Consider the following 23,171-nt stretch of genomic DNA (forward strand, 5'->3'; position numbering starts at 1 on the left):
CCGGTGATGCCAGTGGTGCCCGGTTGCTGTGTCCAGGCATGGTAACGAGGCATGGCGGGGCCGAGTGCCGGGGACTCCTCCAGCCGATGGCCCGGGTGGAGGCCGTTTTCACAGGAACCCCACAGGCGTCATCCGCCGGGGCGGGGGCGGTGCCGGGAAAACGGGGACGTCGGGGCGGGACGGGGCACGTACCCTTTTCTGTTGTGCCGAACGCCAACGAAGACACCTCGACCGAACTGAGCCAGGTGCAGCGCCGCGCCGTCAGCGAGCTGCTGCGCGTGTCCCCTGTCGCCGACGACCTCGCCCGCCGCTTCCAGGCGGCCGGATTCCGCCTCGCCCTGGTCGGCGGCTCGGTACGGGACGCCCTCCTCGGCCGGCTCGGCAACGACCTGGACTTCACCACGGACGCCCGCCCCGAGGACGTCCTGAAGATCGTCCGCCCCTGGGCCGACGCGGTCTGGGAGGTCGGGATCGCCTTCGGGACCGTCGGGTCGCAGAAGGACGGCTACCAGATCGAGGTCACGACGTACCGCTCCGAGGCGTACGACCGCACCTCCCGCAAGCCCGAGGTCTCCTACGGCGACTCCATCGACCAGGACCTCGTCCGCCGCGACTTCACCGTCAACGCGATGGCCGTGGCACTCCCCGAGAAGGAGTTCGTCGACCCGTACGGCGGCCTGGAGGACCTCGCCGCCCGGGTGCTGCGCACTCCCGGCACGCCCGAGGAGTCCTTCTCCGACGACCCCCTGCGGATGATGCGGGCGGCCCGCTTCGCGGCCCAGCTCGACTTCGAGGTCGCCCCCGAGGTCGTCTCGGGCATGACGGAGATGGCGGACCGGATCGAGATCGTCTCCGCCGAGCGCGTCCGGGACGAGCTGAACAAGCTGCTGCTCTCGGCCCACCCGCGCAAGGGCCTCGGCCTCCTCGTCGAGACCGGCCTCGCCGCGCACGTCCTCCCCGAGCTGCCCGCGCTGCGGCTGGAGAGCGACGAGCACCACCGGCACAAGGACGTGTACGAGCACTCGCTGACCGTCCTCGACCAGGCGATCGACCTGGAGGAGGACGGCCCGGACCTGGTGCTGCGCCTGGCCGCGCTCCTTCACGACATCGGCAAGCCGCGCACCCGCCGCTTCGAGAAGGACGGGCGGGTCTCCTTCCACCACCACGAGGTGGTGGGCGCCAAGATGACCAAGAAGCGCATGACCGCGCTGAAGTACTCCAACGAGATGATCAAGGACGTCTCGCGGCTGGTGGAGCTGCACCTGCGCTTCCATGGATACGGGACCGGCGAGTGGACCGACTCGGCCGTGCGCCGCTACGTCCGCGACGGCGGTCCGCTCCTCTCCCGGCTGCACAAGCTGACCCGCTCGGACTGCACCACGCGCAACAAGCGCAAGGCGTCGGCGCTCTCCCGCGCCTACGACGGCCTGGAGGCGCGGATCGCCCAGCTCCAGGAGCAGGAGGAGCTGGACTCGATCCGTCCCGACCTCGACGGCAACCAGATCCAGGAGATCCTGGAGATCAAGCCGGGTCCCGCCGTCGGGCAGGCGTACAAGTTCCTGCTGGAGCTCCGCCTGGAGAACGGTCCGATGGAGCACGAGGAGGCCGTGGCCGCGCTCAAGGAGTGGTGGGCCTCGCGCGCCTGACGCGCGACCGATGTTTCACGTGAAACACCGCGGAGCGTCACCGCCGGTGTTTCACGTGAAACATCACCTCTCCTCGCGCTCCCCGCGCAGCAGCAGGGCGATCGCCGCGTAGCCGGCCGCCACCAGCGCGATCAGCAGCGGAGAGCGGCCGTCGGGCGGCAGCATCAGGGCGGCGACTCCGGCCGCCGCCACGAAGGCGACGTTGAACAACACGTCGTACAGGGAGAAGACCCGTCCGCGGAAGGCGTCGTCCACGTGCGTCTGGACCACGGTGTCGGTCGCGATCTTCGCTCCCTGGGTGATGAGCCCCAGGACGAAGGCGGCGACGAGGAAGGGCGTGGGCGCGAACGGCAGCGCGAGCGCCGGGACGAGGACGGCGGCCGCGAGGGAGCACACGATCATCCAGCCGAAGGGCCCGAATCTCCCCACAGCCCAGGGTGAGAGCACGGCGGCGGCGAAGAAGCCGGCGCCGGAGGCGGCGACGGCGATCCCCAGAAGCCCCAGCCCCTCGGACTCGGTGGAGCTCCAGGCGTACCGGCAGAGCATGAGCACGGTCACGAGCAGGGCGCCGTAGCAGAAGCGCATCAGCCCGACGGCGGTGAGCGCGCGGGCGGCCGGGCGCCGCTCGGCGAGATGGCGCAGCCCGGCGGCCAGGCCCCGGGCGGTGGAGGCGAGCGCCGTGGAGAGCCGGGGCGGCACCTGGTCCGGGTCGGGGCCGAGCAGCGTGCGGGGGATCCGCAGCGAGGCGAGCGCGGCGCAGAGGTAGAGGACGGCGCCGAAGGCGACCACGGCGGCGTCGGAGTCGTCGGCGAGCAGCCGGACGCCGAAGGCGAGTCCTCCGCCGGCGGTGGCGGCGAGGGTGCCGGCGGTGGGGGAGAGCGAGTTGGCGATGACGAGCCGTTCCTCGTCGACGACCCGGGGCAGGGCGGCGGAGAGTCCGGCGAGGACGAAGCGGTTGACGGCTGTGACGGAGAGGGCGGAGGCGTAGAAGAGCCAGTCCGGGACGGCGGCGAGGACCAGCAGGGCGGTCCCGGCGGCCAGCAGGGCGCGGAGCAGGTTCCCGTAGAGGAAGACCTGGCGGCGCTGCCAGCGGTCGAGGAGGACTCCCGCGAAGGGGCCGACAAGGGAGTACGGGAGCAGGAGCACGGCCATGGCGGAGGCGATGGCGGCGGGGGAGGTCTGTTTCTCGGGGGAGAAGACGACGTACGTGGCCAGGGCCACCTGGTAGACGCCGTCGGCGCACTGGGAGAGCAGCCGGACGGCGAGCAGGCGCCGGAAGGCGCGCAGGCGCAGCAGTACGCGCAGATCACGTACGACGGACATGCCAGCAAGACTCACATACGGCGAGGGTCCCCGGGCAGTGCCGCGGGGACCCTCGTCAGGTGAAACGCATCGGACCTCGGAAGGTCAGCGCTCGACCTCGCCCTTGATGAACTTCTCGACGTTGGCCAGGGCCTCGTCGTCGAAGTACTGGACCGGCGGGGACTTCATGAAGTACGAGGACGCGGAGAGGATCGGGCCGCCGATGCCGCGGTCCTTGGCGATCTTCGCGGCGCGCAGGGCGTCGATGATGACACCGGCCGAGTTCGGGGAGTCCCAGACCTCGAGCTTGTACTCCAGGTTCAGCGGGACGTCGCCGAAGGCGCGGCCCTCGAGGCGCACGTACGCCCACTTGCGGTCGTCCAGCCAGGCCACGTAGTCCGAGGGGCCGATGTGGACGTTCTTCTCGCCCAGCTCGCGGTCCGGGATCTGCGAGGTGACGGCCTGCGTCTTCGAGATCTTCTTGGACTCCAGGCGCTCGCGCTCGAGCATGTTCTTGAAGTCCATGTTGCCGCCGACGTTCAGCTGCATCGTGCGCTCGAGGCGGACACCGCGGTCCTCGAACAGCTTCGCCATCACGCGGTGCGTGATGGTCGCGCCGACCTGCGACTTGATGTCGTCGCCGACGATCGGGACACCGGCCTCGGTGAACTTGTCCGCCCACTCCTTGGTGCCGGCGATGAAGACCGGGAGCGCGTTGACGAAGGCGACCTTGGCGTCGATGGCGCACTGGGCGTAGAACTTCGCCGCGTCCTCGGAACCGACGGGCAGGTAGCAGACGAGGACGTCGACCTGGCGGTCCTTCAGGATCTGGACGACGTCGACCGGCTCCTCGGCGGACTCCTCGATGGTCTGGCGGTAGTACTTGCCGAGACCGTCGAGCGTGTGACCGCGCTGGACCGTGACGCCCTTGTTCGGGACGTCGCAGATCTTGATGGTGTTGTTCTCGCTGGCGCCGATGGCGTCGGAGAGGTCGAGGCCGACCTTCTTCGCGTCGACGTCGAAGGCGGCGACGAACTCGACGTCACCGACGTGGTAGTCGCCGAACTGGACGTGCATGAGGCCGGGCACCTTGGTCGCCGGGTCGGCGTCCTTGTAGTACTCGACGCCCTGAACCAGCGAGGCGGCGCAGTTGCCCACGCCGACGATGGCTACGCGAACCGAACCCATTCCGGTTGCTCCCTGTGTGATCGTGGAAGCCCTGCTGGCGCAGGGTTTCACTTGGCGGTGTCGTCGGACGGATCCGGCCGGGTACTGCCCCCGTGCCGGGGCAGGCCGCCCGTCTCTCCAGAATCGTTGTCGTGCGGAGCGTCGGTGCCGGGCCGCTGGTCGCGGCCCGCCCGCTCGCTCTCGATGAGCTCGTTCAGCCAGCGCACTTCGCGCTCCACGGACTCCATTCCGTGGCGCTGGAGCTCAAGCGTGTAGTCGTCGAGTCGCTCGCGCGTCCGGGCCAGCGAGGCGCGCATCTTCTCCAGGCGCTCCTCCAGCCGGCTGCGGCGGCCTTCGAGCACCCGCATCCGCACCTCGCGCTCGGTCTGGCCGAAGAACGCGAAGCGGGCGGCGAAGTGCTCGTCCTCCCAGGCGTCGGGGCCGGTGTGGGAGAGGAGCTCCTCGAAGTGCTCCTTACCTTCCGGCGTCAACCGATAGACGATCTTGGCCCGGCGTCCTGCGAGTGACGAGGCCACGGCCTCCTCGGGGGCGCTGCCCGGCTCCTCGATCAACCAGCCGTTGGCGACCAGCGTCTTGAGGCAGGGGTAGAGCGTCCCGTAGCTGAACGCGCGGAAGATGCCGAGCGAGGTGTTGAGGCGCTTGCGCAGCTCGTAGCCGTGCATCGGGGCCTCGCGCAGCAGGCCGAGAACGGCGAACTCGAGGATGCCGGAGCGTCTGCTCATAGGTCGCCTCCTCCGTCCCGCCGGTCCGCCTCGGAAAACTTTATGCCGTGCTGATGTATCGACTCGATACATCACGACGATAGAACGGCCCGAGAGGTCCGACAAGTGGGGGTGCAGTGACCGGCGTCACATCGTCAATTCACAGCGTGCGACTTGCCTGATTTGGGGTGAACTCCGGCGCAAGAGGGGTTTTGGCCGTGCGTAGTCTGTGCGGCATGCACACCACCGGGAACCAGGAGCCGCGCTGGGGCGTCAGTGCAGCGGGTGACCGGCTGCGATACGAAAGGGGCCTCCGATGGGCTCCGGTCGTGCGCATTTCGGGGGGACCGGAACTCAACTGCCGCTTCCAGGCGTACGCGCCTGCCCGAGGAGTAGTCGTTCGATGAGCGAGCACCGTCGCAGGATGCCGTCGCAGGAGCCGCCGACGGGCGGCCGCGCGGCGGCACGACGCGCCGCCCAGCAGCCGACGGGCCGCAGGTCGGCCCCGGCCCATGACACCGGTACGGGGACGCCCCCGTACGGATCGCCGGCCCCTTACGGGTCGTCCGGCGGGTACGGGGGGGCCTCGTCCTCCCACGGGGAGGAGGCGCGTCCGTACGGCGGACGCGCGGAGGCCCGGCGTGCCGCCCAGCGGGGCGGACGCCGACGCGCGCCCGCGGCCGGCCCCGGCGGACCGAACGGTCCCGGCGGCGGTGGCCGCCGCGGCGGTGGCGGCGGTGGCGGCGGACGCGGTGGCGGCCAGGGCGGTCGCCCGCCCGGCAAGAAGCGGATCATCGACTACCCGCGCCACGACAAGGACGGCTGGCGTCGCTGGATGCCGTCCTGGAAGCTCGTGACGGGCACGTTCCTGCTCTTCTGCGCGCTCCTCATGGGCGGCGCGGTCATCGCGTACTCGCAGGTCGTCGTCCCCAAGGTGGACGCGACCGCGACCTCGCAGAACAACATCTACTACTGGTCCGACGGCAGCCGCATGGTCGCCACCGGCGCCGGCCAGAACCGCCAGATCATCGGCATCGACCAAATTCCGCTGGTCATGCAGGAGGCCGTGATCTCGGCGGAGAACAAGACGTTCCGCACCGACTGGGGCGTCGACCCGATGGGCATCGGCCGCGCCGTGTGGAACATGGCGAAGGGCGGCGAGACCCAGGGCGGCTCGACCATCACCCAGCAGTACGTGAAGAACGGACTGCTCGCCGACCAGTCGCAGACCCTGTCCCGGAAGGTGAAGGAACTCTTCATCTCCATCAAGGTCGGCAACGAGGTCGACAAGCGCGACATCCTGTCCGGTTACCTCAACACCGCGTACTACGGCCGCGGTGCCTACGGCATCCAGGCCGCTTCCCGCGCGTACTTCAACAAGGACGCCAAGCACCTCAACGCCTCCGAGTCGGCGGTGCTCGCCTCCGTGCTCAAGGGCGCCACGTACTTCGACCCGGCCGGCTACCCCGAGGTCGACCCCAACGCCACCCCCGCGAACAACCTGGCGCGTCTCACCGAGCGCTGGACGTGGATCCTCGACGAGATGGTCAAGGACGGGAAGATCCCGGCCGAGGAGCGGGCGAAGTACACGACCCTGCCGAAGATCCAGAAGCCGAAGCAGGACGCCCAGCTGAGCGGCCAGATCGGTTACCTGGTCGCCACCGCGAAGGCCAACTTCCGCAGCAAGTACGACATCAGCGCCGAGGCCCTGGATCTGGGCGGTTACGAGATCCACACCACCTTCGACAAGAAGAAGGTGAAGGCGATGGAGGACTCGGTCAAGAAGATCTACGACGAGTACATCGACGAGAAGAAGCGTCCGGAGGACGACACCAACGTCGAGTTCGGCGGCGCCTCCGTCGACGTCAAGACCGGTGCCCTCGTCGCGCTCTACGGCGGCCAGGACGCGACCAAGCACTACACCAACAACGCCGACACCACCGGTGCCCAGGTCGGTTCGACGTTCAAGCCCTTCGTGCTCGCCGCCGCCATGAGGGACGGCGTCCGCGACCCGGAGGGCCCCCCGACGCAGGACGCCTCCACGCGCACCCTCGTCGACCCCGACAAGAGCCGGTACAGCGGCAAGGACGATCTCAAGGTCCGCACCTACAAGGGCGAGATCTGGCACGACGAGAACGGGAAGGAGTGGGAGCAGAACAACGAGGGCGACCAGAGCTACGGCAACATCAGCCTGCGCAAGGCCATGGTCGTCTCCGCCAACTCCCCCTTCGTGCAGCTGGGCATGGACGTCGGCATCGACAAGGTGCGTGAGGCGGCCATCGACGCCGGCCTGCGCCCCGACTCCCTGGTGAAGGGCGAGGTCCCGTCGTTCTCGCTCGGTATCTCCAGCCCGAGCGCCATCCGCATGGCCGGTGCCTACTCCACCTTCGCCAACCAGGGCATGCGCAACGAGCCGTACTCGGTGACCAAGGTCGTCAAGGAGGGCCAGGTCATCTACAAGCACGAGCCCAAGGCGCAGCAGGCGTTCTCCTCCGCCATCTCCTCCAACGTCACCGACGTGCTCCGCAGCGTCGTCGAGGACAAGGGCGGCACCGGTAAGAACGCCGCCATCCCGGGCCGCGACGTGGCCGGCAAGACCGGTACCACCGACGACAACATGTCGGCCTGGTTCGTGGGCTACACCCCGCAGCTCTCGACGGCGATCGACATGTACCGCTTCGACGACGACGAGACGAAGAAGAACCGCCAGTTCCAGGAGATGTACGGCACGGGTGGCCAGGACTCGATCCACGGTTCGTCGTTCCCGTCCCAGATCTGGAACGACTACATGACGGACGCCGTCGCGGACATGCCCGTCGAGGAGTTCCCGGAGCCGGAGAGGCTCGCGGACGCCAAGGCGGTCTACGGCGGTGGCGCCACGCCCAAGCCGACGGCCACCCCGACCCCGACCGAGTCGGCGACGCCGACGGAGACGGCCACCACCGCTCCGACGACGACTCCCCCGGCCACGCCCACCGACCCGGGCCGTCCGACCACCAAGGAGCCGAAGCCCGGCAAGACGACCTGCAACGTCTGGGACTGGGGCTGCGACACCACCAGCGGCGGCGGCGACCAGGGCGGCAGCACCGGCGGCACGACGGAACCGACCCCGACGGGCAGCACGGAGCCGACACCGACGGACACCACGACGGACCCGGGCGGCCCAGGCAGCGGCGGCAACGGGAACGGCGGCGGCAGCGGTGGCGAGCCGACCGACGGATCGACGGGAGACGGAAGCCTCTTCGGCTGACGTGGCCGGGGCCGGGCCGTGAGGCCTGATCCCGGCGAAGCGAGGGCCGTCGCGGCCGCTGCGTACGACACGTACGGAGCGGACCGCGGCGGCCCTCCGTGTTTCACGTGAAACAACGCGGCATCCGGCGCCGGATTTCCGTCCTGGTCGAGGCCGGATTCCCAGGGGCGTACGGCAGGATGTCCCCCATGCCGAGCCTGAAGAAGACGAGCGGCCCCCAGGACGGGGCCGCGGCGCCGGACGGAGCGCGCGGGGGCGAGCCCCCCGTCGTCGCACCCACCCGGCGGGACGAGGTGGCCGCCGCGGGCAGCCAGCTCATCGGCGGCCGCTACGGGCGCCGCGCCCTGCCGGGCAGCGGGCCCGCGGGCGGGCAGCTCACGCCGGTGCGGGTGATCGCCCTCGTGGCCATCGGCATGTTCGCCCTCGGCATGGTGCAGAAGCTGCCCTGCTACAACTGGGCCTGGTTCCGCGGCACCACCTCCCAGTACACCCATGCCTGCTACTCGGACATCCCGCACCTGTTCGCCGGGCGCGGCTTCGCCGAGGGCCTGGTGCCCTACTTCGACCGGCTCCCCGGCGACATACCGTTCCTGGAGTACCCCGTGCTGACGGGGCTCTTCATGGAGGTCGCGTCCTGGCTGACGCCCGGCGGCGAGCTCCAGGCCCAGGAACAGGCGTACTGGCTGATCAACGCCGGACTGCTGATGGTCTGCGCGGCCGTCCTCGCCGTCTGTGTCGCCCGGACGCACCGCCGACGCCCCTGGGACGGCCTGCTGGTCGCCCTGGCGCCCTCCGTGGCCCTCACCGCCACGATCAACTGGGACCTGCTGGCCGTGGCGCTCACCGCCGCCGCGCTCCTGATGTGGTCCCGCTCCCGGCCGCTCGCCGCCGGCATCCTGCTCGGCCTCGCCGTCGCCGCCAAGTTCTACCCCGTGCTGCTCCTGTGGCCGCTGCTGCTGCTGTGCGTCCGTGCGGGCAGGCTGCGCGCCTTCGGCACCGCGCTGCTCGGCGCGGCGGGCTCCTGGCTCGTGGTGAACCTGCCGGTGCTGCTCCTCGCGCCCGACGGGTGGAAGCAGTTCTACCTCTTCAGCCGCGACCGGAACGTGGACTTCGGCTCCGTCTGGCTGCTCGTCAGCCAGCGCTCCGGCCAGACGATCCCGCCCGAGCGGGCCAACCTGTACGCGCTGCTGCTCCTGATCCTGGCAGCGGGCGGCCTCGCCTGGCTGGCCCTCGCCGCGCCCCGCCGGCCGCGGCTCGTCCAGCTGGCGTTCCTGATGGTCGCCGCGTTCGTCCTCACCAACAAGGTCTACTCACCGCAGTACGTGCTCTGGCTGGTGCCGCTCGCCGCGCTCGCCCGGCCCCGCTGGCGGGACTTCCTCATCTGGCAGTCCTGCGAGGTCCTGTACTACCTCGGGATCTGGATGTACCTCGCGTTCACCGGCAGCGGCAGCAAGCAGGGACTGCCGCTGGACGGCTACCACGTCGCGATCGTGCTGCACCTGCTGGGCACCCTGTACCTGTGCGCCATGGTCGTCCGCGACGCCCTCGCGCCCGAGAAGGACCCGGTGCGGCGCGACGGCTCCGACGACCCCTCGGGCGGCGTCCTGGACGGCACGTCCGACGTCTTCGTCGTGGGCCGGGCCGCCCACCCGGCCCGGCACGCGGCCCCGGCGCCCGACTCCGGCACGCAGGAACTGCTCGTGACATGGGGAACCCCCGGGGCCGAGGGCTCCCGGGGGTGATCCGCTGACGTGACGTACGGCCGGCTCGGCGCGCTCAGCGCTCGACGAGCCGGTCGTACTGCGTCGTGGTGTGGCGCAGGTGCGCCACCAGCTCGTCGCCGACCTGCGGCTCCTGCGCGTCGGCCGGCACGAACAGGATCGACACCTGCATGTGCGGCGGCTCGGCGAACCAGCGCTGCTTGCCCGCCCAGACGAACGGCGACAGGTTCCGGTTGACCGTGGCCAGACCGGCCCGTGCCACGCCCTTGGCGCGCGGCATCACGCCGTGCATCGCCTTCGGGGCCTCCAGGCCCACGCCGTGCGAGGTGCCGCCGGCGACCACGACCAGCCAGCCGTCCGAGGCGGCCTTCTGCTGGCGGTAGCCGAAGCGGTCGCCCTTGGCGACCCGGGTGACGTCCAGGACGGAGCCGCGGTACTCGGTGGCCTCGTGGTCGCCCAGCCAGAGCCGGGTGCCGATCCGGGCGCGGAAGCGGGTCTGCGGGAACTGCTGCTGGAGCCTGGCCTGCTCCTCGGCCCGCAGATGGCTCACGAACATGGTGTGCAGCGGCAGCCGGGCGGCCCGCAGCCGGTCCATCCAGGCGATGACCTCCTCGACGGCGTCCGTGCCGTCCGGGCGGTCGAGCGGCAGGTGCAGGGCGAAGCCCTCCAGGCGTACGTCCTCGATCGCGGAGGCGAGCTGCCCGAGCTCCTCCTCGCGTACGCCGTGCCGCTTCATCGAGCTCATGACCTCGATGACGACGCGGGCGCCGACCAGGGCGTGCACGCCGTCCACGGAGGAGACGGAGCGGATCACCCGGTCGGGGAGCGGCACCGGCTCCTCGCCGCGCCGGAACGGCGTGAGGACCAGCAGGTCGCCGCCGAACCAGTCCTTGATCTTCGCCGCCTCGTACGTGGTCCCCACCGCGAGCATGTCGGCGCCGAACCGGGCCGTCTCCTCGGCGAGCCGCTCGTGCCCGAAGCCGTAGCCGTTGCCCTTGCAGACCGGGATCAGACCGGGGAACTGGTCGATCACGGACTTCTGGTGCGCCCGCCAGCGAGCGGTGTCGACGTAGAGGGAGAGCGCCATGGCCGGCCCGGAACCTTTCTGATGGCTGCGGTGGGGTGTCGGAGATGTGTACGAGACCCGCGGAACTACGAGGGTACGCAAGCCCCGCGGGGAGCGTCAGCGACGCGACATGTAGATGTCGAGCGCCTTGTGCAGAAGCTTGTTCAGCGGGAAGTCCCACTCGCCGACGTACTCCACGGCCTCGCCGCCGGTGCCGACCTTGAACTGGATCAGGCCGAAGAGGTGGTCGGTCTCGTCGAGCGAGTCCGAGATGCCGCGCAGGTCGTAGACGGTCGCGCCCATCGCGTACGCGTCGCGGAGCATCCGCCACTGCATGGCGTTGGACGGGCGGACCTCGCGGCCGATGTTGTCGGAGGCGCCGTACGAGTACCAGACGTGCCCGCCGACGACGAGCATGGTCGCCGCGGAGAGGTTCACGCCGTTGTGGCGGGCGAAGTAGAGGCGCATCCGGTTGGGGTCCTCGTTGTTGAGGACCGTCCACATGCGCTGGAAGTACGAGAGCGGGCGCGGCCGGAACTTGTCGCGGACCGCGGTGATCTCGTACAGGCGCTGCCACTCGGCGAGGTCCTCGTAACCGCCCTGGACGACCTCGACGCCGGCCTTCTCGGCCTTCTTGATGTTGCGGCGCCACAGCTGGTTGAAGCCCTTGAGGACGTCGTCCAGGGAGCGGTTGGCCAGCGGGACCTGGAAGACATAGCGCGGCTGCACGTCGCCGAAGCCGGCGCCGCCGTCCTCGCCCTGCTGCCAGCCCATCTTCCGCAGCCGGTCGGCGACCTCGAACGCCTGCGGCACGATCTCGGTGGCCTGGACGTCCTTGAGGCGCTTGACGTCCGGGTCCTGGATGCCGGACTTGATCGCGGCGGCGTCCCAGCGGCGGATGACGACCGGCGGGCCCATCTTCACGGAGAAGGCGCCCTGCTGCTTGAGGTGGGCCAGCATCGGCTGGAGCCACTCGTCGAGGTTGGGGGCGTACCAGTTGATGACCGGGCCCTCGGGGAGGTAGGCCAGGTAGCGCTTGAGCTTGGGGAGCTGGCGGTAGAGCACCAGGCCCACGCCGACGAGCTCGCCGTTCTTGTCGAACCAGCCGAGGTTCTCCGAGCGCCACTCGGTCTTCACGTCAGCCCACGCCGGGACCTGGCAGTGGCTCGCGCCGGGCAGTGTCTGGATGTACGCCAGATGCTGCTCTCGGCTGATGGTCCTCAGGGTCAGGCTCATGCGGGGCGCTCCTCGGCAGGTGTGTCCCCATCGGTCAGGGGCTCCGGCTCTCGCGCCGAAGCCTACTGCGACCGGGGAGCGCCCCGAAGGGCCGTGGGGGCCCTGACGTGCTCGGTGTCAGTTGATCACGCCGGTGAAGAGCCCGCCGTGGGCCATGCCGAGATAGAAGCCCACCGCCGCGGCGCCGAGGCCGATGATCAGGAAGAAGCGTTCGCGGGTGGTGACGGAGATGAACTGCCCGTAGGCCCCGGTCAGGATGCCGATCAGGCCCGTCCACGAGCTGAGCAGGTGCAGGCTGTGGAACTGCGCCGTGACGAAGGACAGGATGCCGAGCACCAGGGTCACCGCGAGCAGCGTGTCCTGGAGCGGGTGCGGCTTGCCGTCCGTCGCGAAGAGGGAGTGGCCGGGGTCGGGTCGCATTGCCTGTGCCATGGGGCACCTCCTGGCGTGCCGTGCGGAGGGCGGCGCATCCTAGCGCCGCCGACGTCCGATGTGTACAGATTGCGTCCCCTCCCCGCCGGATTTCAACCGCAAGGCGATGTGCAGGTACTCTGTACGGTCTGCGCCGGTGTCTGCCCTGGTCCTGCCAGCTGGGACGCCGTCGCTCACGCATCACGACCCTCCTGCCACGGAACGACCGTGGCCGCTGAGTCCAAAGGAGGTGGGTTCCACATGCGTCACTACGAGGTGATGGTCATCCTCGACCCCGATCTCGAGGAGCGCGCTGTCTCCCCGCTGATCGAGAACTTCCTCTCCGTCGTCCGTGAGGGCAACGGAAAGGTCGAGAAGGTCGACACCTGGGGCCGTCGTCGTCTCGCCTACGAGATCAAGAAGAAGCCCGAGGGCATCTACTCGGTCATCGACCTGCAGGCCGAGCCTGCGGTCGTCAAGGAGCTCGACCGCCAGATGAACCTGAACGAGTCGGTCCTCCGGACCAAGGTCCTCCGCCCCGAGACCCACTGAGCTCTCGCTCAGAGGTAATCGGGTCCGAGTAGCAGCAAGCAGCCAGAAGCAATCCCGCCGAGAGGTTCACCCATGGCAGGCGAGACCGTCATCACGGTCGTCGGCAATCTCGTCGACGACCCCGAGCTGCGCTTCACCCCGTCCGGTGCGGCGGTCGCGAAGTTCCGCGTCGCGTCCACTCCCCGCACCTTCGACCGGCAGACCAACGAGTGGAAGGACGGCGAGAGCCTGTTCCTGACCTGCTCGGTCTGGCGTCAGGCGGCGGAGAACGTCGCCGAGTCCCTTCAGCGAGGCATGCGCGTCGTCGTGCAGGGCCGGCTGAAGCAGCGGTCCTATGAGGACAACCAGGGCATCAAGCGCACGGTCTTCGAGCTGGACGTCGAGGAAGTCGGCCCCAGCCTGCGCAACGCCACGGCCAAGGTCACCAAGACCACCGGCCGCGGTGGCCAGGGTGGCGGCGGCGGTTTCGGCGGCGGCGGTGGCCAGCAGGGTGGCGGCGGCTGGGGTGGCAACTCCGGCGGCGGCCAGCAGGGCGGCGGCGGTGCTCCCGCCGACGACCCCTGGGCCTCCGGCGGCTCCTCCGGCGGCGGCCAGCAGGCCGGCGGCGGTGGCGGCTGGGGTGGCAACTCCGGCGGCGGCTACTCGGACGAGCCCCCCTTCTAGGGATCCCTCGGGGCCCTGGAAGCGGCTCGTACCCCACACTTCTTGATCACACAGGAGAAACACCATGGCGAAGCCGCCTGTGCGCAAGCCTAAGAAGAAGGTCTGCGCGTTCTGCAAGGACAAGACCGCGTACGTGGACTACAAGGACACGAACATGCTGCGGAAGTTCATTTCCGACCGCGGCAAGATCCGTGCCCGCCGCGTGACCGGCAACTGCACGCAGCACCAGCGTGACGTCGCCACGGCCGTCAAGAACAGCCGTGAGATGGCGCTGCTGCCCTACACGTCCACCGCGCGATAAGGGAAGGGTGACCGAAAAATGAAGATCATCCTCACCCAGGAAGTCTCCGGCCTCGGTGCGGCCGGCGACGTCGTCGAGGTCAAGGACGGCTACGCTCGCAACTACCTGGTCCCGCGTGGTTTCGCGATCCGCTGGACCAAGGGTGGCGAGAAGGACGTGGCGCAGATCCGCCGCGCCCGCAAGATCCACGAGATCGCGACCATCGAGCAGGCCAACGAGGTCAAGGCCAAGCTCGAGGGCACGAAGGTGCGCCTGGCCGTTCGCTCCGGCGACGCCGGCCGTCTCTTCGGCTCCGTGACCCCGGCCGACGTCGCCTCGGCGATCAAGTCCGCCGGTGGCCCCGAGGTCGACAAGCGTCGCGTCGAGCTCGGTTCGCCGATCAAGACCCTGGGCTCGCACCAGGTGCTCGTGCGTCTGCACCCCGAGGTCGCCGCGAAGCTCGGCATCGAGGTCGTTGCCGCGTAACGCTGCGCTCAGCAGTACGGATGGGCCGCTCCCCGCTGGGGGGCGGCCCATCCGCCGTTTCACGTGAAACACGGGCTTGTGGCCCTTTGCGGTGTTTCACGTGAAACACCGCACTCGGTCAGCGGGTGGCGCCCGTGACGATCCAGCGGCCGGAGCGCATCCGGAACCAGAGCGTGGCCATGCGGACCGTCATCATCAGTGTCATCGCCCACCAGAGCGCGGTCAGCCCGCCGCCGGACACCGGCACCAGCAGGGCGACGGGGGCGAAGACCGCCAGGGTGAGCAGCATCGCCCAGGCGAGGTAGGGGCCGTCGCCCGCGCCCATGAGGACGCCGTCGAGGACGAAGACCACCCCGGAGACCGGCTGGGACAGTGCCACGACGAGCAGCGCCGGGAGCAGGGTGGACTGGACGGCGGGGTCGCCGGTGAAGAGCGGGACGAAGAGCGGGCGGGTCAGGACGAGGAGCAGTCCGAGGACGGCGCCGGAGACCACACCCCACTGGACCATCCGACGGCAGACCTGACGGGCGCCCTCGGCGTCGTCGGCGCCCAGGTAGCGTCCGATGATGGCCTGGCCCGCGATGGCGATGGCGTCCAGGGCGAAGGCCATCAGGCTCCACAGGGAGATGATGATCTGGTGGGCGGCGACCTCGGTGTCGCCCATGCGGGCGGCGACGGCGGTTGCGATCATCAGGACGGCGCGGAGCGACAGCGTACGGACCAGGAGCGGGGCGCCGGCCTGGGCGGAGGCCCGGATGCCGGCCGCGTCGGGCCGGAGCGAGGCGCCGTGGCGGCGGGCGCCCCGGACGACCACGACGAGGTACGCGGCGGCCATGCCGCACTGGGCGATGACGGTGCCCCAGGCGGAGCCCGCGATGCCGAGTCCGGCACCGTAGACGAGTCCGGCGTTGAGGGCGCCGTTGGCCGCGAAGCCGCCGATGGCCACGTAGAGCGGGGTCCTGGTGTCCTGGAGGCCGCGCAGGATGCCGGTGGCGGCCAGGACGATCAGCATCGCGGGGATGCCGAGGATCGAGATCCGCAGGTAGGTGGTGGCGTAGGGGGCGGCGGTGTCGGAGGCGCCGAAGAGCTGGACCAGCCCGGGGGCCGTGGGCAGGGTGACGGCGACGACGGCGAGGCCCAGGAGGAGGGCCAGCCAGATGCCGTCGATGCCCTGTCGGAGAGCGGCGGGCAGGTCGCCGGCGCCGACCCGCCGGGCGACGGCGGCCGTGGTGGCGTAGGCGAGGAAGACGAAGACGCTGACGGCGGTGGAGAGCAGGGTGCCGGCGATGGCGAGGCCCGCGAGCTGGGGGGTGCCGAGGTGCCCGACGATGGCGCTGTCGACCATCAGGAAGAGCGGTTCGGCGACAAGGGCGCCGAAGGCCGGCAGGGCGAGCGAGAGGATCTCGCGGTCGTGCCGGCGCAGTGCGGCCTTGGAGCTCGAGGTGGCCTGGGTCATGGGGCCAATCTAATCGTCCACAGGTAAGCGATGCAATGCATGTGTGATCCTTACTTTCATGGGGATCTGGGCTTCGGGTGTGGGCTGTTTGTTCTGATCGCGATCCAGGGGGAAAAGTTTTTCTCCCCCACAGCCCGTGGATGGAAAAGTCGCAGGTCAGAGCCGTAGCCGGGTGAGTGTTATGAGTTTGTCCACATGGCTGTCCCCCGGTCCGTGCACAGGATCCGGCGGCTTATCCACAGCATTGGGGCCTTCACCCACAGAGCCTGTGGATAACCAGATTGGCTGATGCCCCTCGCGGGCCTACCGTGGACCGGCGCCCGACGCGCCAGCAGCGGACGCAAAGCCACTCTTTGATCAAGGCCGTGGCGTAAGAAGGAGTGGCACGGCGAGGTCCGCGGAGCGGACGGGAAGAGGTGGCCTGGTGAGCGTTCCCGAGCCCATGGACGACCCCTGGGCCGACGGCGGACCGAGCGACCGGCTGCCCGTCCGCACCCGGGGCGAAGGCCGCGGGGACGGCCGTGGCGAGGGCCGCGGGCGCGGCCGGGGCCGCGACGAGCAGCATGAGCGCGGCAGCGACGGACCCTGGGACGGCGGACTCTCCGGCTTCGAACGGGTCCCCCCGCAGGACCTCGACGCCGAACAGTCCGTGCTCGGCGGCATGCTGCTCTCCAAGGACGCCATCGCCGACGTCGTGGAGATCATCAAGGGCCACGACTTCTACAAGCCGGCCCACGAGACCGTCTTCGGCGCGATCCTCGACCTCTACGCCAAGGGCGAGCCCGCCGACCCGATCACCGTCGGCGCCGAGCTCACCAAGCGCGGCGAGATCAACCGCGTCGGCGGCGCCTCCTACCTGCACACCCTCGTCCAGTCGGTGCCGACGGCGGCGAACGCCTCGTACTACGCGGAGATCGTCCACGAGCGCGCCGTGCTGCGCCGGCTCGTCGAGGCCGGCACCAAGATCACGCAGATGGGGTACGCGGCCGACGGCGACGTCGACGAGATCGTGAACTCGGCCCAGGCGGAGATCTACAAGGTCACCGAGCAACGGACCACCGAGGACTACCTGCCGCTCGGCGACATCATGGAGGGCGCGCTCGACGAGATCGAGGCGATCGGCTCCCGCAGTGGCGAGATGACCGGTGTGCCCACCGGCTTCAGCGACCTCGACTCGCTCACCAACGGTCTCCATCCCGGTCAGATGATCATCATCGCGGCCCGTCCCGCCATGGGTAAGTCGACGCTCGCCCTCGACTTCGCCCGGGCCGCGTCCATCAAGAACAACCTCCCCAGCGTCATCTTCTCCCTCGAAATGGGCCGCAACGAGATCGCGATGCGTCTGCTGTCCGCCGAGGCCCGGGTCGCCCTGCACCACATGCGCTCCGGCACGATGACCGACGAGGACTGGACCCGGCTCGCCCGCCGCATGCCGGACGTCTCCCAGGCCCCGCTCTACATCGACGACTCCCCGAACCTGTCGATGATGGAGATCCGCGCCAAGTGCCGCCGCCTCAAGCAGCGCAACGGCCTCAAGCTCGTCATCATCGACTACCTTCAGCTGATGCAGTCCGGCGGCTCCAAGCGGCAGGAGAGCCGTCAGCAGGAGGTCTCCGACATGTCGCGAAACCTCAAGCTCCTCGCCAAGGAGCTGGAGCTGCCGGTGATCGCGCTCTCCCAGCTGAACCGTGGACCCGAGCAGCGCACCGACAAGAAGCCCATGGTCTCCGACCTCCGAGAGTCCGGCTCCATCGAGCAGGACGCCGACATGGTCATCCTGCTGCACCGCGAGGACGCCTACGAGAAGGAGTCCCCGCGCGCCGGCGAGGCCGACATCATCGTCGGCAAGCACCGTAACGGCCCGACGGCCACCATCACCGTCGCCTTCCAGGGTCACTACTCGCGCTTCGTGGACATGGCGCAGACCTGATCGTGACCGGGCGGCGCGGCGCGGCATGATCGGTTCATGACCTCAGCCTTCGAAGCCCTGTTGCCCACCACCGAGCGTTCCCTGCTGCACCGGGTGGCCCGCGCCCAGAGCGAGGGCCGCGCGCCCTCCTTCGTGGCCGCCGTCGCGCGCGGGGGAGCGATGGTCTGGAGCGGAGCCCGCAGCTGCGTCGACGGGCACGACCCCGACGCCGACACGCAGTACCGGATCGGATCGATCACCAAGGTGTTCACCGCCGTCCTCGTCCTGCGGCTGCGCGACGAAGGGCTGATCGGCCTCGACGACCCGCTGGAGAAGCACCTCCCCGGTACGGGGATGGGCGAGGTGACCGTCGCCCAGCTGCTCGCCCACACTGGGGGGCTCGCCGCGGAGACCCCCTCGCCCTGGTGGGAGCGGACGCCTGGTTCCACGCGCCCCGAGCTCTCCGACGTCCTGGGGGAGACGCCCGCGCTCCACCCGACGGGCCGGAGCTTCCACTACTCCAACCCCGGCTACACCCTGCTCGGCTCCCTGATCGAGGCGGTCCGCGGAGTCTCCTGGGAGGAGGCGCTGCGCACCGAGATCCTGGAGCCGCTGGGCATGGACCGGACGACGGCGGAACCGGTCGCCCCGCACGCCGGGGGCTGGGCGGTGCACCCCTGGGCCGACGTCATGCTGCCCGAGCCGTCCGAGGACCTGGGGGTGATGGCCCCGGCCGGGCAGCTGTGGTCGACCGCCGCCGACCTGTGCCGGTTCGGTCTCTTCCTCGCGGAGGGCGACGACCGCGTGCTGAGCGCCGCCACCGTCGCCGAGATGCGGGTGCCCGCCGCGCCGCCGGCCGCGGGCGACGCGCAGATGGGGTACGGCCTCGGGCTCCAGCTCGCCCACGGCGAGCACGGCACGCTCATCGGCCACGGCGGCTCGCTGCCCGGCTTCGTCGCCGGGCTGTGGGTGGACGTCGCGGAGGGCCTGGTCGGCGTGGCCCTCGCCAACGCGACGAGCGGCCCGCAGCCCGGGGTCGTCGCCGCCGACCTCGTACGGATCGTGGCGGAGGCCGAGCCGCGGCTGCCCGACCCGTGGCGCCCGCTGCCGGCGTCCGAGGTCGACCAGGACCTCCTGGCGCTGACCGGCCCCTGGTACTGGGGGACGTACGCCTACGGGCTGCGGCTCGGCGTGGAGGGCGGGGTGGTGCTGGAGCCGCTGCGGGGCACGGGCAGGCGCGCCGTCTTCCGTGCGTTGCCCGAGGGCGGCTGGATCGGCCTGGACGGCTACTACGCGGGGGAGACGCTCCGGGTGGTGCGGCGCCCCGACGGCACGGTCAGCCATCTCGACCTGGGCTCCTTCGTCTTCACGCGGGAGCCGTACGAGCCCGGGGACGCGGTCCCGGGCGGGGTGGACGCCCAGGGCTGGCGCGGGCTCTGATCCTGCCTCAGGGCACGAAGGCCCGTGTTTCACGTGAAACACGGGCCTTCTTCTCCGAAGGGTCAGAGGGCGCGTTTGAACCCCACGTGGCTCGCCTCGAAGCCGAGCCGCTCGTAGAAGCGGTGGGCGTCGGTGCGGGTGACGTCGGAGGTGAGCTGGACCAGTGCGCATCCCTGGCGCCGTGACTCCTCGACGGCCCACTCGATGAGCAGGGTTCCCAGACCGCTGCCGCGCTCCTCGGAGTGGATCCGCACCCCCTCGATGATCGAGCGGGTGGCGCCGCGCCGGGAGAGGCCGGGGACGATCGTCAGCTGGAGGGTGCCGACGACCTTCTCGGCGCGGACGGCGACGACGAGGTGCTGGTTCGGGTCGTCGGCGAGCCGTGCGAAGGCCGTGAGGTAGGGCGCCGGGTCGTCCGGGGACTCCCGCTGGGCGCCGAGGGGATCGTCGGCGAGCATTGCGACGATGGCGGGCACGTCCTCCGCGGTGGCGGGGCGGATCTCGAGATCGCTCATGCGCGCAGCGTACGACCCGCCTCAGAGGGCGGCGGGCTCGCCCTCGACGACCCGGACCAGAGGGGCCAGCTCCGGGTTCTTCGCGGCCTCGTCCAGAGCCTCGCGCAGCGCGCGGTCGTGGGTGGGCCGGGCCTCCGCCAGGAGCGCCTGGCCGGCCTCGGTGACATCGGTGTAGATGCCGCGCCGGTCGGTCGCGCAGAGGTAGCGGGTGAGCAGTCCCCGGTCCTCCAGGCGGGTGACCAGCCGGGTGGTGGCGCTCTGGCTGAGCACGACGGCGTCGGCGACCTGCTTCATCTGGAGGTGGCCGCCGGGGCCGTCGTGCTGACGGCTGAGGACGTCGAGGAGCGAGTACTCGCGGGCGCTCAGGCCGTGTCCGGACTCGAGCGCGCGCTCCACGTGGGACTCGATGCGGCCGTGCAGCAGGGAGAGGGCGCACCAGCGCTGCGCGAGCCCGGTGAGGGCGGGGTCCGTCGCGGTCATGTGCTCTCCTCGTGCCTCTCCTCGCCCGTGGGCCGCTGCGGGTCCAGGGTAGAGGTCAGCCCGCCGCGACGGTCAGCGGGGCGAAGCGGCGGTCGGCGTCGCCGGGGAGGCCGGGGAGCGAGCGGATCATCATCGCGTTGACGGTGATCGGCTCCAGGCCGTTCTCCTTGAGCCAGCCCAGCAGCTCGGTGTGCCGGAGGTCGACGTCCGTGCGCAGCGGGCGGTCACTGGCCTCGGCCAAGGACGCCACCAGTGCCTGGGCGGTGGCGGTGTCGCGGGCGATCAGCGGGCCGACGACATGGGTGTCCATGTTGGGCCAGGCCGCGGCGAAGCCGATGATGTGGCCGTCCTCGACGGCGACCCGCAGATGGTCGGCGAAGGCCGGGAGCCGGGTGATGAGCGGCGTCCGGTCGAGGCCGAAGATCTCCTCGTCCAGACGGAGCACCTCCTGGAGGTCCTCGGCGGTCGCCGGGCGGACCGGGACGCGGGGTGCGGGCACGGAGGCGGAGAAGCGGCCCTTGACCATCTCGGAGCGGCCGAACTCGGTGAAGCCGAGCCCTTCGTAGAGCGGCTTTCCGTTGGGGGTGGCGTAGAGCGTCAGCGGCGTCTCCCCTGCCGCGTCCAGGACGTACTCCATCAGCCGGCGCCCGATGCCGCGGCGGGCGTAGCGCTCGGCGACGAGCACCATGCCGATGGCCGCGAGGTCGGGGCCGTACGAGGTGACCACACAGCAGGCGAGCAGACCCTCGCCGTCGGGGTCGTCGATGCCGTACCCGGTGCCCGCGGCGAGCAGCAGGCCCCATTTGTGCTCTTCGCGCGGCCAGCCGCGGTTCTCGGAGAGGTCGGCGCAGGCCAGGAGGTCGGTGGGGTCGAGGCGCCGGACGGGGAGCTGTGCGAGGTCTGCGGGGGAGATCGGCATGACGGCCAGGCTCTCCGACGGGGTGATCTTCCGTCCAGAGGTTTTCAGGTGATGTTTCACGTGAAACGCGCCTCGCTGTTCTCCGGCGAACAGCCGTCCGCGTGGTTCCGTCCGAGGCGCGCCCTCGCCTGTTTCACGTGAAACAGGCCCGCGCCGAAAGAGTGGAGCCTAGTCCGCAACCCCGCCCTTTGGCCCGAGAACGCCGCTTTCCGCCCGAAGCCTTTCCGGCGGCCGTCATGCTGCGAGCACGGAAGCCGGCTGCGTGAGGCGAGGCACATGATGGATGGTCCGACCAGCACGACCGACGGGACGGGGGCCCGAATAGCGGGGCCCTCCCCCGATGCGGTGCTCGTCCGCCGCACCCTTGAGGAGATCGCGCCGGTCGCCGACAAGGTGACGTCGTACTTCTACGCGCTGCTCTTCGTCCGGAGCCCGGCCCTGCGGGATCTCTTCCCGGCCGCGATGGACACCCAGCGGGACCGGCTGCTCAAGGCGCTGCTCACGGTCGCCGAGCGGATGGACGACAGCGCCTTCCTCGCCGAGTACCTGGGCCATCTCGGACGCGGGCACCGCAAGTACGGCGTCGAGGCGGCCCACTACCCGGCGGTCGGGGAGGCGCTGATCGGCGCGCTCGTCCGGTACGCGGAGCGGAGCTGGGACGCGGAGACCGAGGCGGCCTGGGTCCGGGCGTACACGGCGATCTCGCAGATCATGATCGACGCGGCCGCCGAGGACGAGGCGAAGGCCCCGGCCTGGTGGCAGGCCGAGGTGGTCTCGCACGATCTGCGGACCCCCGACATCGCGGTGCTCACGCTGCGGCCGGACGCACCGTACCCGTTCCTCGCCGGGCAGTACACGACGCTGGAGACGCCCTGGTGGCCGCGCGTCTGGCGGCACTACTCCTTCGCGTCGGCGCCCCGCCCGGACGGACTGCTCACCCTGCACGTCAAGTCCGTGCCGGCCGGCTGGGTCTCCCAGGCGCTGGTCCACCGTGCCCGCCCCGGAGACGTGCTCCGGCTGGGACCGCCGGCCGGTTCCATGACGGTCGACCACGCCACCGACACGGGCCTGGTCTGTCTGGGCGGCGGGACCGGCATCGCGCCGATCAAGGCGCTGGTGGAGGACGTCGCGGAGCACGGCGACCGGCGGAGGGTCGACGTCTTCTACGGGGCCCGCAGGGGCCATGACCTCTACGACATGGACACCCTGCTGCGGCTCCAGAAGACCTTCCCGTGGCTCGCCGTCCACCCGGTCACCGAGGCACAGTGCCCGCTGCCGGAGGCGGTCCGCGAGGCGGGCCCGTGGCCCGAGCGGGACGCGTACCTCTCGGGCCCGCTCGGCATGGTCCGGGAGGGCATCGACGTGCTGCGCGGCTCGGGGGTCCCCACGGAGCGGATCCGCCACGACTTCCTGGCGGAGCTCGCCGTGGTGGGGACCGGGTCAGCCGAGGTCGGGGGCGTGCATGGCGCGCACCCCCTCGATGTTCCCGTCGAGGTAGTGGCGCAGTGAGAGCGGCACCAGGTGGACGGCGGCGATCCCGACGCGGCTGAAGGGCACCCGGACGATCTCGTACGCGCCGACGGGTTCGTCGACCTCGGGGCCGTGCCGCTGCCTGAGGTCCATCGACTCCAGCCGGCAGACGAAGAAGTGCTGGACCTTCACGCCGGAGACACCGCCGTCGACGATGTGCTCGACGGTGTCGACGAAACAGGGGACCACATCGACGATCTTGGCGCCGAGTTCTTCGTGCACCTCGCGGTGGAGGGCCTCGACGACGGTGGAGTCGGAGGGTTCGACGCCGCCACCGGGCGTGACCCAGTACGGATCCACCCCCGGCTTGGTGCGTTTGATGAGGATGAGGTCGTCTCCGTCGAGCAGGATGGCGCGTGCGGTGCGCTTGACCACGGGGCGTTCGGTCATGGGAAGAAAATGGCCCGTTCCCGCGCGGCT

At 70.5% G+C, this 23,171-nt stretch carries 21 protein-coding genes; 10 read left to right on the top strand and 11 right to left on the bottom strand.

Annotation, left to right across the window (positions count from 1 at the left end):
- Positions 1-203 precede the first annotated feature (203 nt).
- Entirely contained in the window at positions 204-1,646 is a 1,443-nt protein-coding gene (locus ABFY03_RS18970; protein ID WP_346170428.1) for a CCA tRNA nucleotidyltransferase, read from the top strand.
- A 63-nt stretch (positions 1,647-1,709) separates the two neighbouring features.
- On the opposite strand, the gene ABFY03_RS18975 is transcribed toward ABFY03_RS18970, so the two are convergent.
- The 3 genes from ABFY03_RS18975 to ABFY03_RS18985 all read right to left on the bottom strand — a co-directional run bounded on the left by ABFY03_RS18975 (position 1,710) and on the right by ABFY03_RS18985 (position 4,858).
- A complete protein-coding gene (locus ABFY03_RS18975) occupies positions 1,710-2,969 on the bottom strand; it encodes an MFS transporter (RefSeq protein WP_346170429.1) in 1,260 nt (419 codons plus the stop codon).
- An 84-nt stretch (positions 2,970-3,053) separates the two neighbouring features.
- Complete coding sequence (locus ABFY03_RS18980) at positions 3,054-4,136, bottom strand: inositol-3-phosphate synthase (protein ID WP_031003130.1); 1,083 nt, start codon at positions 4,134-4,136, stop codon at positions 3,054-3,056.
- Positions 4,137-4,183: 47 nt separating this feature from the next.
- Complete coding sequence (locus ABFY03_RS18985) at positions 4,184-4,858, bottom strand: PadR family transcriptional regulator (RefSeq protein WP_319011546.1); 675 nt, start codon at positions 4,856-4,858, stop codon at positions 4,184-4,186.
- A gap of 382 nt (positions 4,859-5,240) precedes the next feature.
- Here ABFY03_RS18985 and ABFY03_RS18990 point away from each other — a divergent pair, with 382 nt between their 5' ends.
- Positions 5,241-8,087 carry a transglycosylase domain-containing protein gene (locus ABFY03_RS18990; RefSeq protein WP_346170430.1) on the top strand — a complete coding sequence of 949 codons (2,847 nt, stop codon included), beginning with the start codon at positions 5,241-5,243 and terminating at the stop codon, positions 8,085-8,087.
- A gap of 188 nt (positions 8,088-8,275) precedes the next feature.
- Positions 8,276-9,829 carry a glycosyltransferase family 87 protein gene (locus ABFY03_RS18995; RefSeq protein WP_346170431.1) on the top strand — a complete coding sequence of 518 codons (1,554 nt, stop codon included), beginning with the start codon at positions 8,276-8,278 and terminating at the stop codon, positions 9,827-9,829.
- Between the two features lie 34 nt (positions 9,830-9,863).
- Here the strand turns inward: ABFY03_RS18995 and ABFY03_RS19000 are convergent, their stop codons facing one another.
- The 3 genes from ABFY03_RS19000 to ABFY03_RS19010 all read right to left on the bottom strand — a co-directional run bounded on the left by ABFY03_RS19000 (position 9,864) and on the right by ABFY03_RS19010 (position 12,542).
- A complete protein-coding gene (locus ABFY03_RS19000; RefSeq protein ID WP_319011549.1) occupies positions 9,864-10,895 on the bottom strand; it encodes an alanine racemase in 1,032 nt (343 codons plus the stop codon).
- 96 nt (positions 10,896-10,991) lie between these two features.
- Entirely contained in the window at positions 10,992-12,110 is a 1,119-nt protein-coding gene (locus tag ABFY03_RS19005; RefSeq protein WP_319011550.1) for a lipid II:glycine glycyltransferase FemX, read from the bottom strand.
- 117 nt (positions 12,111-12,227) lie between these two features.
- The gene (locus ABFY03_RS19010) at positions 12,228-12,542 is read right to left on the bottom strand and encodes a hypothetical protein (protein WP_319011551.1); all 315 of its coding nucleotides are present in this window, start codon (positions 12,540-12,542) and stop codon (positions 12,228-12,230) included.
- 240 nt (positions 12,543-12,782) lie between these two features.
- Between ABFY03_RS19010 and rpsF the strand changes: the two genes are divergently transcribed.
- The 4 genes from rpsF to rplI all read left to right on the top strand — a co-directional run bounded on the left by rpsF (position 12,783) and on the right by rplI (position 14,502).
- Complete coding sequence (gene rpsF, locus ABFY03_RS19015) at positions 12,783-13,073, top strand: 30S ribosomal protein S6 (protein ID WP_004950685.1); 291 nt, start codon at positions 12,783-12,785, stop codon at positions 13,071-13,073.
- 72 nt (positions 13,074-13,145) lie between these two features.
- Positions 13,146-13,736 (top strand): single-stranded DNA-binding protein, encoded by a 591-nt coding sequence (locus ABFY03_RS19020; protein ID WP_031003140.1) that lies wholly within the window; start codon positions 13,146-13,148, stop codon positions 13,734-13,736.
- 64 nt (positions 13,737-13,800) lie between these two features.
- On the top strand, positions 13,801-14,037 hold the full coding sequence (gene rpsR, locus ABFY03_RS19025; protein ID WP_005315025.1) for a 30S ribosomal protein S18: 237 nt from the start codon (positions 13,801-13,803) through the stop codon (positions 14,035-14,037).
- 18 nt (positions 14,038-14,055) lie between these two features.
- Positions 14,056-14,502, top strand: coding sequence for a 50S ribosomal protein L9 (gene rplI / locus ABFY03_RS19030; protein WP_319011552.1), 447 nt, complete (start codon positions 14,056-14,058; stop codon positions 14,500-14,502).
- Between the two features lie 118 nt (positions 14,503-14,620).
- Here the strand turns inward: rplI and ABFY03_RS19035 are convergent, their stop codons facing one another.
- Positions 14,621-15,958 (bottom strand): MATE family efflux transporter, encoded by a 1,338-nt coding sequence (locus ABFY03_RS19035; protein WP_346170432.1) that lies wholly within the window; start codon positions 15,956-15,958, stop codon positions 14,621-14,623.
- A gap of 424 nt (positions 15,959-16,382) precedes the next feature.
- Between ABFY03_RS19035 and dnaB the strand changes: the two genes are divergently transcribed.
- Positions 16,383-17,888: a replicative DNA helicase gene (dnaB, locus tag ABFY03_RS19040; RefSeq protein ID WP_078867916.1), complete on the top strand. Its 1,506-nt coding sequence runs from the start codon at positions 16,383-16,385 to the stop codon at positions 17,886-17,888.
- Between the two features lie 36 nt (positions 17,889-17,924).
- A complete protein-coding gene (locus tag ABFY03_RS19045; RefSeq protein ID WP_346170433.1) occupies positions 17,925-19,307 on the top strand; it encodes a serine hydrolase domain-containing protein in 1,383 nt (460 codons plus the stop codon).
- 62 nt (positions 19,308-19,369) lie between these two features.
- On the opposite strand, the gene ABFY03_RS19050 is transcribed toward ABFY03_RS19045, so the two are convergent.
- From ABFY03_RS19050 to ABFY03_RS19060, 3 genes are read right to left on the bottom strand one after another with little or no spacing between them, the layout of a single operon-like run.
- Complete coding sequence (locus ABFY03_RS19050; RefSeq protein WP_346170434.1) at positions 19,370-19,822, bottom strand: GNAT family N-acetyltransferase; 453 nt, start codon at positions 19,820-19,822, stop codon at positions 19,370-19,372.
- Between the two features lie 21 nt (positions 19,823-19,843).
- Complete coding sequence (locus ABFY03_RS19055; protein WP_346170435.1) at positions 19,844-20,302, bottom strand: MarR family winged helix-turn-helix transcriptional regulator; 459 nt, start codon at positions 20,300-20,302, stop codon at positions 19,844-19,846.
- Positions 20,303-20,357: 55 nt separating this feature from the next.
- On the bottom strand, positions 20,358-21,221 hold the full coding sequence (locus ABFY03_RS19060; protein ID WP_319011557.1) for a GNAT family N-acetyltransferase: 864 nt from the start codon (positions 21,219-21,221) through the stop codon (positions 20,358-20,360).
- A gap of 276 nt (positions 21,222-21,497) precedes the next feature.
- Between ABFY03_RS19060 and ABFY03_RS19065 the strand changes: the two genes are divergently transcribed.
- On the top strand, positions 21,498-22,730 hold the full coding sequence (locus ABFY03_RS19065) for a globin domain-containing protein (RefSeq protein WP_386723636.1): 1,233 nt from the start codon (positions 21,498-21,500) through the stop codon (positions 22,728-22,730).
- Here the strand turns inward: ABFY03_RS19065 and ABFY03_RS19070 are convergent.
- Positions 22,662-23,141 (bottom strand): NUDIX hydrolase, encoded by a 480-nt coding sequence (locus ABFY03_RS19070; protein ID WP_319011558.1) that lies wholly within the window; start codon positions 23,139-23,141, stop codon positions 22,662-22,664. The genes ABFY03_RS19065 and ABFY03_RS19070 overlap by 69 nt on opposite strands.
- Positions 23,142-23,171: the final 30 nt, after the last annotated feature.

It is taken from the genome of Streptomyces roseofulvus (genome assembly GCF_039534915.1).
Classification (GTDB): domain Bacteria; phylum Actinomycetota; class Actinomycetes; order Streptomycetales; family Streptomycetaceae; genus Streptomyces; species Streptomyces roseofulvus.

Bases quoted from the DNA above. Each gene is read 5' to 3' on its own strand.
- ABFY03_RS19065 (WP_386723636.1), top strand. From the start codon at position 21,498: ATGATGGATGGTCCGACCAGCACGACCGACGGGACGGGGGCCCGAATA.
- ABFY03_RS19010 (WP_319011551.1), bottom strand. From the start codon at position 12,542: ATGGCACAGGCAATGCGACCCGACCCCGGCCACTCCCTCTTCGCGACG.
- ABFY03_RS19005 (WP_319011550.1), bottom strand. From the start codon at position 12,110: ATGAGCCTGACCCTGAGGACCATCAGCCGAGAGCAGCATCTGGCGTAC.
- ABFY03_RS18980 (WP_031003130.1), bottom strand. From the start codon at position 4,136: ATGGGTTCGGTTCGCGTAGCCATCGTCGGCGTGGGCAACTGCGCCGCC.
- ABFY03_RS19035 (WP_346170432.1), bottom strand. From the start codon at position 15,958: ATGACCCAGGCCACCTCGAGCTCCAAGGCCGCACTGCGCCGGCACGAC.
- ABFY03_RS19060 (WP_319011557.1), bottom strand. From the start codon at position 21,221: ATGCCGATCTCCCCCGCAGACCTCGCACAGCTCCCCGTCCGGCGCCTC.
- ABFY03_RS19045 (WP_346170433.1), top strand. From the start codon at position 17,925: ATGACCTCAGCCTTCGAAGCCCTGTTGCCCACCACCGAGCGTTCCCTG.
- rpsR (WP_005315025.1), top strand. From the start codon at position 13,801: ATGGCGAAGCCGCCTGTGCGCAAGCCTAAGAAGAAGGTCTGCGCGTTC.
- ABFY03_RS18995 (WP_346170431.1), top strand. From the start codon at position 8,276: ATGCCGAGCCTGAAGAAGACGAGCGGCCCCCAGGACGGGGCCGCGGCG.
- ABFY03_RS19070 (WP_319011558.1), bottom strand. From the start codon at position 23,141: ATGACCGAACGCCCCGTGGTCAAGCGCACCGCACGCGCCATCCTGCTC.
- ABFY03_RS18975 (WP_346170429.1), bottom strand. From the start codon at position 2,969: ATGTCCGTCGTACGTGATCTGCGCGTACTGCTGCGCCTGCGCGCCTTC.
- ABFY03_RS18985 (WP_319011546.1), bottom strand. From the start codon at position 4,858: ATGAGCAGACGCTCCGGCATCCTCGAGTTCGCCGTTCTCGGCCTGCTG.
- ABFY03_RS19020 (WP_031003140.1), top strand. From the start codon at position 13,146: ATGGCAGGCGAGACCGTCATCACGGTCGTCGGCAATCTCGTCGACGAC.
- rpsF (WP_004950685.1), top strand. From the start codon at position 12,783: ATGCGTCACTACGAGGTGATGGTCATCCTCGACCCCGATCTCGAGGAG.
- ABFY03_RS18990 (WP_346170430.1), top strand. From the start codon at position 5,241: ATGAGCGAGCACCGTCGCAGGATGCCGTCGCAGGAGCCGCCGACGGGC.
- rplI (WP_319011552.1), top strand. From the start codon at position 14,056: ATGAAGATCATCCTCACCCAGGAAGTCTCCGGCCTCGGTGCGGCCGGC.
- ABFY03_RS19000 (WP_319011549.1), bottom strand. From the start codon at position 10,895: ATGGCGCTCTCCCTCTACGTCGACACCGCTCGCTGGCGGGCGCACCAG.
- ABFY03_RS19055 (WP_346170435.1), bottom strand. From the start codon at position 20,302: ATGACCGCGACGGACCCCGCCCTCACCGGGCTCGCGCAGCGCTGGTGC.
- ABFY03_RS19050 (WP_346170434.1), bottom strand. From the start codon at position 19,822: ATGAGCGATCTCGAGATCCGCCCCGCCACCGCGGAGGACGTGCCCGCC.